Source organism: Streptomyces spongiae (assembly GCF_009377185.1).
Classification (GTDB): Bacteria; Actinomycetota; Actinomycetes; order Streptomycetales; family Streptomycetaceae; genus Streptomyces; species Streptomyces spongiae.
Genome location: NZ_VJZC01000532.1, coordinates 1 through 6,936 on the forward strand (window position 1 = coordinate 1; position 6,936 = coordinate 6,936).

7 protein-coding genes are annotated in these 6,936 nt (G+C 71.4%); 5 read left to right on the top strand and 2 right to left on the bottom strand.

All coding sequences use genetic code 11. The features are described from left to right. A partial coding sequence (locus FNH08_RS40535) for a phospho-sugar mutase (protein ID WP_152776523.1) occupies positions 1-1,307 on the top strand: 1,307 nt, incomplete at its 5' end. Positions 1,308-1,378: 71 nt separating this feature from the next. On the opposite strand, the gene FNH08_RS40540 is transcribed toward FNH08_RS40535, so the two are convergent. Then, complete coding sequence (locus tag FNH08_RS40540) at positions 1,379-2,131, bottom strand: PH domain-containing protein (protein WP_152776524.1); 753 nt, start codon at positions 2,129-2,131, stop codon at positions 1,379-1,381. 109 nt (positions 2,132-2,240) lie between these two features. Here FNH08_RS40540 and deoC point away from each other — a divergent pair, with 109 nt between their 5' ends. From deoC to FNH08_RS40555, 3 genes are read left to right on the top strand one after another with little or no spacing between them, the layout of a single operon-like run. After that, entirely contained in the window at positions 2,241-3,194 is a 954-nt protein-coding gene (gene deoC / locus FNH08_RS40545; protein WP_152776528.1) for a deoxyribose-phosphate aldolase, read from the top strand. A 6-nt stretch (positions 3,195-3,200) separates the two neighbouring features. Then, entirely contained in the window at positions 3,201-4,631 is a 1,431-nt protein-coding gene (locus tag FNH08_RS40550) for an aldehyde dehydrogenase family protein (RefSeq protein WP_152776525.1), read from the top strand. After that, positions 4,624-5,541, top strand: a complete 918-nt coding sequence (locus FNH08_RS40555; RefSeq protein ID WP_152776526.1) for an aldehyde dehydrogenase family protein — start codon at positions 4,624-4,626, stop codon at positions 5,539-5,541. Before FNH08_RS40550 ends, FNH08_RS40555 begins: the two co-directional genes overlap by 8 nt. 86 nt (positions 5,542-5,627) lie before the next feature. Here FNH08_RS40555 and FNH08_RS40560 read toward each other — a convergent pair whose 3' ends face one another. After that, a complete protein-coding gene (locus tag FNH08_RS40560; RefSeq protein ID WP_152776527.1) occupies positions 5,628-6,035 on the bottom strand; it encodes a hypothetical protein in 408 nt (135 codons plus the stop codon). A gap of 128 nt (positions 6,036-6,163) precedes the next feature. On the opposite strand from FNH08_RS40560, the gene FNH08_RS40565 reads away from it, so the two are divergent. Next, positions 6,164-6,799 carry a uridine kinase family protein gene (locus tag FNH08_RS40565; RefSeq protein WP_322726263.1) on the top strand — a complete coding sequence of 212 codons (636 nt, stop codon included), beginning with the start codon at positions 6,164-6,166 and terminating at the stop codon, positions 6,797-6,799. Positions 6,800-6,936 lie beyond the last annotated feature (137 nt).

The window sequence follows — 6,936 nt, forward strand, 5'->3', positions numbered from 1 at the left end:
GCCCCCTCCCCACCCCGGTCCTCGCCTTCGCCATCCGGCACCTCGGCGCGGCCGCCGGCGTGGAGGTCACCGCCAGCCACAACCCGCCCCGCGACAACGGCTACAAGGTCTACCTCGGCTGGGGGTACCCCCGGACGGAGTCTGGGGGAGGCTCCCAGATCGTGCCCCCGGCCGACGCCGAGATCGCCGCGGAGATCGCCGCCATCACCAGTCTCACCACGGTCCCACGCCCGGACACCGGCTGGGAGACCCTCGACGACACGGTCCTCGACGCCTACCTGGCCCGTACGGACGCCGTCCTCGCCCCCGGCTCCCCCCGTACCGCCCGCACGGTCTACACGGCGATGCACGGCGTCGGCAGGGACACCCTCCTCGCCGCCTTCGCCCGGGCCGGCTTCCCGGCCCCCGCCCTCGTCGCCGAGCAGGCCGACCCCGACCCGGACTTCCCGACCGTCGCCTTCCCCAACCCGGAGGAGCCGGGCGCCATGGACCTGGCGTTCGCGAAGGCCCGCGAGACGAACCCCGACCTGATCATCGCGAACGACCCGGACGCCGACCGCTGCGCGGTGGCCGTCAGGGACGGCGAGGGCGCGGACGCCGACTGGCGCATGCTGCGCGGCGACGAGGTCGGCGCCCTGCTCGCCACCCACCTGGTCGCCCGCGGAGCGACCGGCACCTTCGCCGAGTCGATCGTCTCGTCCTCCCTCCTCGGCCGGATCGCCGAGAAGGCGGGCCTGCCGTACGAGGAGACGCTCACCGGCTTCAAGTGGATCGCCCGCGTCGAGGGCCTGCGCTACGGCTACGAGGAGGCGCTCGGCTACTGCGTGGACCCGGAGGGCGTGCGCGACAAGGACGGCATCACGGCCGCGCTCCTGATCACGGAGCTGGCATCGCAGCTGAAGTCCGAGGGCCGCACGCTCCTCGACCTCCTGGACGACATCGCGGTCGAGCACGGCCTGCACGCCACCGACCAGCTCTCGGTCCGCGTACAGGACCTGTCCCTCATCGCGGATGCCATGCGCCGCCTGCGGGAACAGCCCCCGACGCGGCTCGCGGGCCTGCCCATCACCGGGTCGGAGGACCTGACGCAGGGCACCGACAAGCTGCCGCCCACGGACGGGCTGCGCTACACCCTGGACGGCGCCCGCGTGATCGTCCGCCCGAGCGGCACGGAACCCAAGCTGAAGTGCTACCTGGAGGTCGTGGTCCCGGTCGCCTCACACGCCGACCTCCCCGCGGCACACGTGAAGGCGACGGACCTGCTGACGACGATCAAGCACGACCTCTCGGCAGCGGCAGGCATCTGAACCGGCCGCAGAGAGAACCTGCGAGAACAACCAGAAAGAGCAATCGACGGCCTCTCCACCCCCAGGCCGGGTCAGCCCACCGCGATCAGGATCACCAACAGCACCGCTCCCGCGATCGCCGGGCCCATGATCTCCCAGGACCACCGCACGCTCGGCTCGCCCTGCGAGTCCGCCGCCTTGGCCCGTGCCTCGCACAGCTCGCGCAGGTCGTCCATGATCTGGTCGGACGGAGCGCGCACGGGCCCGGTGGCCAGGGACGTCCGCCCGCTGAGGTCGGACACGGTGGCTGCCCGGCCCTGATCCGCGCGGCCCTGCCGGCGGTTGGCGCGCTTGCGGGCGCGGAGTGAGACGGGGACGGACCAGAGCTGGTACTTGGTGCCGGACTCGTCGACCACCTCGTTCGAGAAGCCGGAGCGCAGCGAGGCGACCGTGGCCCAGGGCAGCACGACCACCCGGAACGGGTTGCGCACCCGCAACCGGTCGTCGTTCGCGAAGACGGCGGGCCGCACCGAGAAGGCGATCACCAGCGGGACGACGCACAGCAGCGTGGCGAGTGCCAGCCACGGGGTGCGGCCGTGACCCGTGACGATCGCGTCGCCGCCGAGCCAGCCGGCGATGGCGAGGAGCAGCACACCGCCCACCATCCCGCCGGGCGAGCGGTAGACCCGGTCGTTGTACGCGGACTTCGGGGACTTCGGCGGCTTCGGGGACTCCACGGGCTTCGCGGAGTTCTCGGACTTCGCGGGGCGCGCGGACTCCGAAGGCCCCGGCCCCGGCTCCGGTTCCGGCTCCGGCTCGGGTGACTGGTGGTCGGAGGTGCTCATGCCCCGATTCTGCACGACGCCTCCGCCGACCCTCCTCCCGGTCCTCCTCCCTGTCCTGCCAACGGGGCTGTACAGCCGCTACGCGCGTAGATATGCTCGTCTGGTGACCATGCCCATCACCGCATCCCACGCACTTGCTGACGTCACCGCGTCCGACAGCACGCTGCGCCGCTTCCTCCACGGGCTGCCCGGCGTCGACGCGGTCGGCCTGGAGGCGCGCGCCGCCTCGCTCGGCACCCGTTCCATCAAGACGACCGCGAAGGCGTACGCCATCGACCTCGCCATCTCGATGGTCGACCTGACGACGCTGGAAGGCGCGGACACCCCGGGCAAGGTCCGGGCGCTCGGCGCCAAGGCGGTCCGCCCCGACCCGACCGACCGTACGACCCCCGCGACCGCGGCCGTCTGCGTGTATCCCGACATGGTGGCCGTCGCCAAGGAGGCCGTCGCCGGCTCGGACGTGAAGGTCGCCTCGGTCGCCACCGCGTTCCCGGCGGGCCGCGCCGCGCTCGGCGTGAAGCTGGCCGACGTGCGCGACGCCGTGGCCGCGGGCGCCGACGAGGTCGACATGGTCATCGACCGCGGGGCGTTCCTCGCGGGGAACTACATGAAGGTGTACGACGAGATCGTCGCGGTGAAGGAGGCCTGCGGGACGAGTTCCCGGCTGAAGGTCATCTTCGAGACCGGCGAGCTCGCGACGTACGACAACATCCGCCGCGCCTCCTGGCTCGGCATGCTGGCCGGGGCCGACTTCATCAAGACGTCCACCGGCAAGGTCGCGGTGAACGCCACCCCCGCGAACACCCTCCTCATGCTGGAGGCGGTCCGCGACTTCCGCGCCCAGACCGGGGTACAGGTGGGGGTGAAGCCCGCCGGCGGCATCCGGACCACCAAGGACGCGATCAAGTTCCTCGTCCTGGTCAACGAGACCGTCGGCGAGGACTGGCTGGACAACCACTGGTTCCGCTTCGGCGCCTCCTCGCTCCTGAACGATCTGCTCATGCAGCGTCAGAAGCTGGCCACCGGCCGCTACTCCGGCCCCGACTACGTGACGGTGGACTGATCCCTCATGGCTTTTGAGTACGCACCCGCGCCCGAGTCCCGCGGAAACGTCGACATCGCGCCCTCGTACGGCCTGTTCATCGACGGCGAGTTCACCGAGGCGGCCGACGGCAAGGTCTTCAAGACCGTCTCGCCGTCCACCGAGGAGGTCCTCTCCGAGGTCGCCCAGGCCGGTTCCGAGGACGTGGACCGTGCCGTGAAGGCGGCGCGCAGGGCCTTCGAGAAGTGGTCGGCGCTGCCGGGCTCCGAGCGCGCCAAGTACCTGTTCCGCATCGCCCGCATCATCCAGGAGCGCAGCCGCGAGCTGGCGGTCCTGGAGACGCTGGACAACGGCAAGCCCATCAAGGAGACGAGGGACGCCGACCTCCCCCTGGTCGCCGCCCACTTCTTCTACTACGCGGGCTGGGCCGACAAGCTCGACCACGCAGGCTTCGGCCCGAGCCCCCGGCCGCTGGGTGTGGCGGGCCAGGTCATCCCCTGGAACTTCCCGCTGCTGATGCTGGCGTGGAAGATCGCCCCGGCCCTGGCGACCGGCAACACGGTCGTCCTCAAGCCCGCCGAGACGACCCCGCTCTCCGCCCTCTTCTTCGCGGACATCTGCCGCCAGGCGGGCCTGCCCAAGGGCGTCGTCAACATCCTTCCGGGATACGGCGACACGGGCGCGGCGATCGTCGCGCACCCGGACGTCAACAAGGTCGCCTTCACCGGCTCCACCGCCGTCGGCAAGGAGATCGCGCGGACCGTCGCGGGCACCCGCAAGAAGCTCACGCTCGAACTGGGCGGCAAGGGTGCCAACATCGTCTTCGACGACGCACCCGTCGACCAGGCCGTCGAGGGCATCGTGACCGGCATCTTCTTCAACCAGGGCCAGGTCTGCTGCGCGGGCTCCCGGCTCCTGGTCCAGGAGTCGATCCACGACGAGTTGCTGGAGTCGCTCAAGCGCAGGCTCTCCACCCTCCGCCTCGGCGACCCGCTCGACAAGAACACGGACATCGGCGCGATCAACTCGGCCGAGCAGCTGGCCCGGATCACCGCGCTCACCGAGCAGGGCGAGGCGGAGGGCGCCGAGCGCTGGTCCCCGGCCTGCGAACTCCCCTCCTCCGGCTACTGGTTCGCCCCGACCCTCTTCACGAACGTCACCCAGGCGCACACCGTCGCCCGCGACGAGATCTTCGGCCCGGTGCTGTCCGTGCTGACCTTCCGCACCCCGGAAGAGGCGGTCGCCAAGGCCAACAACACCCCGTACGGCCTGTCCGCCGGCATCTGGACGGAGAAGGGCTCCCGCATCCTGGCGGTCGCGAACAAGCTCCGTGCGGGTGTCGTCTGGTCCAACACGTTCAACAAGTTCGATCCGACCTCGCCGTTCGGCGGCTACAAGGAGTCGGGCTTCGGCCGCGAGGGCGGCCGCCACGGCCTGGAGGCGTACCTCGATGTCTGACCGTCTCAGTGTGTTCAAGACCTACAAGCTGTACGTCGGCGGGAAGTTCCCGCGTTCCGAGAGCGGCCGGGTGTACGAGGTGACGGCGAAGACATCAGCCGCTGACGCGGCGGGGCAGGGCAAGTGGCTGGCGAACGCGCCCCTCTCCTCCCGCAAGGACGCCCGTGACGCGGTCGTGGCCGCCCGCAAGGCGTTCGGCGCCTGGTCCGGCGCGACGGCGTACAACCGCGGCCAGGTCCTCTACCGCGTGGCGGAGATGCTGGAGGGCCGTAGGGGGCAGTTCGTCCACGAGGTCGCCGACGCCGAGGGCCTGTCGAAGTCGAAGGCGGCGGCGCAGGTGGACGCGGCGATCGACCGCTGGGTCTGGTACGCGGGCTGGACCGACAAGATCGCCCAGGTGGTCGGCGGCGGCAACCCGGTCGCGGGGCCGTTCTTCAACCTCTCCTCCCCCGAGCCGACGGGCGTGGTCGCGGTCCTCGCCCCACAGGAGTCGTCCTTCCTGGGCCTGGTGTCCGTCATCGCCCCGGTGATCGCGACCGGCAACACGGCGGTGGTCGTGGCCTCCGAGAAGTTCCCGCTCCCTGCCCTCTCCCTGGGCGAGGTACTGGCCACCTCCGACGTGCCCGGCGGTGTCGTCAACGTGCTCTCGGGCCGTACGGCGGAGATCGCGGCGCCCCTCGCGGCCCACCAGGACGTCAACGCGATCGATCTCGCGGGCGCCGATGACGTACTGGCGAAGGAACTGGAGATCGCGGCGGCGGACAACCTGAAGCGGATTCTTCGTCCACAGCCTGTGGACAACGCCGACTGGTCGGCGACTCCGGGGACCGAGCGGCTGACGGCGTTCCTGGAGACGAAGACGGTCTGGCACCCGACGGGGTCGCTGGGCGCGTCCGGCTCGTCGTACTGAGCTCCGTCGTACTGAGCTCCGTCAGGGGCGCGGGGCGGGTAACGCCATGCGGCTCCGCCCCGCGTCCCGCAACGACCGTCAGACCCTCATCCGTGCAGGAGCCCCGGAATCTGCCCCAGCAGCGGGATGCCGCCCGTCGACGGGGCCTGCGCCACCGGCCCCGTCACGTCACGGGACGACACGGGCTTGAAGTCGGCGACCTGCGTGCCGACGCCGTTGTCCAGCGGGTCGACGCCCGTGCCCGCCAGCGGGTTGGGCTTGAGGTCCTCGGCCGGGCCGGTGGCGTGCCGGACGGAGCCGGTCAGGGCCTGCGTCCCGGCCTTCAGGTCGGTCTTGCCGGGGCGGCCGTCGGGCGCGGCGCGCACCGCCCCCACGGCGCGTTCCGAGTCCGCGGCGGTCGCGGTGGCGCCCGCGCCGAGGGCGACTGACGCGGTCGTGAGGGCCAGCACCGCGCGCCGGGCGGTCGAGGGGTGAGGGGCCGAGTGTCGTGCCATGGACTGGTGCCACCTTCTACTGCTCTGGGTAATGGTACGAACACGAAGGGTAGTTGAGATGTGATGTGCGCTCCACCGGCGACCCGCTGTCTCGGCGAGAGCCGCGCGATGCCTCACACTGGACTCTCGTGAGTTCGCATCCTCCGACACCGATCCGGGTCGTCCTGCTGTCCGGCCCGTCCGGGTCCGGCAAGTCCCTTCTCGCCGCCCGTTCCGGCCTGTCCGTGCTCCGGCTGGACGACTTCTACAAGGAGGGCGACGACCCGACGCTGCCGCAGGTGGTGGGCAGTTCGGACATCGACTGGGACCATCCGCTGTCCTGGAGCGCCGACGACGCGGTCGCCGCCATCGAGGAGTTGTGCCGCACGGGTTCGACGACCGTCCCCGCGTACGACATCTCCCTGAGTGCCCGCACCGGTACGGAGACCCTCGCCGTCGGGCGGGCGCCGGTGTTCATCGCGGAGGGCATCTTCGCCGCGGAGATCGTCTCCCGCTGTCGCGACCTGGGCGTCCTGGCCGACGCCATCTGCCTCACCCGCGGCCCGGTCACCACGTTCCGCCGCCGCTTCCTGCGCGACCTGAAGGAGGGCCGCAAGTCCGTGCCCTTCCTGCTGCGCCGCGGCTGGCGTCTGATGCGCCGGGAGCGCTCGATCGTGGCCCACCAGACGGCACTGGGCGCGTATCCCTGCGACCGGGACGAGGCTCTTGGGCGACTGGCCGCAGCAGCTGCGGGGCAGGTCGTACAGGCACGGACGGCCGCGTAGGCGGTCGGCGCCCGCGGACACGAGCCCGCGGACACGAAAAGCGGGACTGGACGGACCCCCCGGCCCTCCAGTCCCGCTTTTCTGTGATCCCCCGTGTCCCCCGTTTTCCCGCTGTCCCCCGTGTCCCCCTCGGGCGT

What these genes read in the sequence shown, in the direction of transcription:
- FNH08_RS40560 (WP_152776527.1), bottom strand. Translation starts at nt 6,035, where the DNA reads ATGGCACGACACTCGGCCCCTCACCCCTCGACCGCCCGGCGCGCGGTG.
- FNH08_RS40550 (WP_152776525.1), top strand. Translation starts at nt 3,201, where the DNA reads ATGGCTTTTGAGTACGCACCCGCGCCCGAGTCCCGCGGAAACGTCGAC.
- deoC (WP_152776528.1), top strand. Translation starts at nt 2,241, where the DNA reads ATGCCCATCACCGCATCCCACGCACTTGCTGACGTCACCGCGTCCGAC.
- FNH08_RS40540 (WP_152776524.1), bottom strand. Translation starts at nt 2,131, where the DNA reads ATGAGCACCTCCGACCACCAGTCACCCGAGCCGGAGCCGGAACCGGAG.
- FNH08_RS40555 (WP_152776526.1), top strand. Translation starts at nt 4,624, where the DNA reads ATGTCTGACCGTCTCAGTGTGTTCAAGACCTACAAGCTGTACGTCGGC.